The organism is Nocardioides sp., assembly GCF_041600255.1.
Classification (GTDB): domain Bacteria; phylum Actinomycetota; class Actinomycetes; order Propionibacteriales; family Nocardioidaceae; genus Nocardioides.
Map to the genome: position 1 here is coordinate 1 of NZ_JBFIKK010000238.1, position 2,028 is coordinate 2,028.

The 2,028-nt window shown below is 71.5% G+C and carries 2 protein-coding genes; both read left to right on the forward strand.

Translation table 11 applies throughout. The features are described 5' to 3' along the window. Positions 1-292: 292 nt before the first annotated feature. The gene (locus tag ABZE72_RS16720) at positions 293-1,522 is read left to right on the forward strand and encodes a CaiB/BaiF CoA transferase family protein (protein ID WP_372730166.1); all 1,230 of its coding nucleotides are present in this window, start codon (positions 293-295) and stop codon (positions 1,520-1,522) included. Further along, positions 1,519-2,028 (forward strand): cyclase family protein (locus tag ABZE72_RS16725; RefSeq protein WP_372730167.1); only part of this gene is annotated, 510 nt, incomplete at its 3' end. The genes ABZE72_RS16720 and ABZE72_RS16725, both read left to right, overlap by 4 nt.

A 2,028-nucleotide genomic window follows, 5' to 3' on the forward strand; every position in this document is an offset into this window, starting at 1 on the left:
CCGGCTACCTCAACCAATCCCCCATCGGCATCTTCCGCCAGATCGAACGCGCCACCTACGACGACCAAGCCCGCCACCAGAACCACTCCGCCCGCAACACCACCACCGGCACCCCCACCGACCGACTCGCCGCCCTCATCAGCGGCGGCGACACCTGGACCGTCGTCTGACCCACTGACCCATCGGCCGACCCGTCGGCCGCTGACCCCGGCGGCCGCCTGGTCCGGGTCGGTGCTCGACTGATTTCGGACCTTCTCGCCACCGAGAACCACATCGTCTATATTATATAGACATGTCTCTCCCACCGCAGGACGCTGAGGCCGCCGGCCCCCTGGCCGGCTACCGGGTGATCGATGCCTCCACCATCCTGGCCGGCCCGCTGGCCTGCCAGATCCTCGGCGACTTCGGCGCCGAGGTGATCAAGATCGAGCACCCCACCAAGGTCGACGGGATGCGCGGACACGGCCCCGCCAAGAACGGGGTCCCGCTGTGGTGGAAGGAGATCTCGCGCAACAAGCAGACCCTCGCGCTCAGCCTCTCCGACCCCGCGGGCGCCGCGGTCTTCAAGCGTCTCGCCGCCACCGCGGACGTACTGGTCGAGAACTTCCGTCCGGGCACCCTCGAGCGCTGGGGCGTGGGCCCCGAGGAGCTGCACGCCCTCAACCCGGGGCTGGTGATCCTGCGGATCACCGGCTTCGGGCAGACCGGGCCGTACGCCGCGCGCGCCGGCTTCGGCACCCTGGCCGAGGCGATGAGCGGCTTCGCCCACCTGACCGGTCAGGCCGACGGACCACCCACCCTGCCTGCCTTCGGCCTGGCCGACTCGATCGCCGGCATCGCCGCCTCGTCGGCGGCCTCGATGGCCCTGCTGGCCCGCGAACGCCCCGGTCCCGAGCACGGACGCGGCCAGGTCATCGACCTCAACCTGCTCGAGCCGATCATGACCGCCGTCGGCCCCGGACCCACCGTCTACGACCAGACCGGTCAGGTCGGTCAGCGACACGGCAACCGATCGACGAACAACGCCCCGCGCAACGCCTACCGGACCTCCGACGGGCAGTGGGTCGCGATCTCCACCAGCGCCCAGAGCATCGCCGAACGGGTCATGGAGCTGGTCGGTCACCCGGAGGTGGTCGACGAGCCGTGGTTCGCGGCCGGGTCGACCCGCGCCGAGCACGGCGACGAGCTCGACGCCATGGTCGGCGGATGGATCGCCGAACGGACCCGGGACGAGGTGCTCGCCGCGTTCACCGAGGCGGGTGCCGCGGTGGCCCCCATCTACGACGCCCGGGACCTGGTCGAGGACCCGCACGTGCGCGAGACCGGGATGCTGCGCGAGGTCGACGACCCGGACCTCGGCCCGATGATCCAGCACGGCGTGATGTGGCGGATGTCGCAGACGCCCGGCGCCATCCGATTCACCGGCCGTGGACACGGCCAGGACACCGACGCGGTCCTGCGCGACCTGGGCCTCAGCGCCCAGGAGATCGCGGACCTGCGCGATCGAGGAGTAGTGACATGACCACACCCCAGGTCTCGGAGACGACCGCGACGCTGCTGGAGGCGGCGCAGGCCGGCCTCGTGATCCACGACCTCGGCCGCCCCCTGACAGTCGGCATGCCACAGTCGCCGAACCACCCGGCGTACTGGCACGCGCTGCCGCGCCGGCACGGCGACATGGTGCGGGCCGACGGCGGCTCCGCGGCCAACGACATCATCACCATGGGGACCCACGTCGGCACCCACATCGACGCCCTCTCGCACGTCTCGCAGGACGGCCGGTTGCACGGCGGGCTCGATGCCGCCGAGGCACTCGAGGGCGGTCGCTACCTCAAGCTCGGTGCCCACACCATCGAGCCGATGGTGCGCCGGGGCGTGCTGCTCGACGTCCCCGCGACCCGCGGAGTCGAACGACTCGAGGCCGGCGAGGAGATCTCCGTCGCGGACCTGGCGGCGACCGTCGCCCGGCAGGGTACGGAGATCCGCACGGGCGATGTCGTCCTGGTGCGCAGCGGCTGGGGCCAGCAC

Excerpts from the sequence above, each read along its gene's own strand:
- ABZE72_RS16720 (WP_372730166.1), top strand. The coding sequence starts at position 293 with ATGTCTCTCCCACCGCAGGACGCTGAGGCCGCCGGCCCCCTGGCCGGC.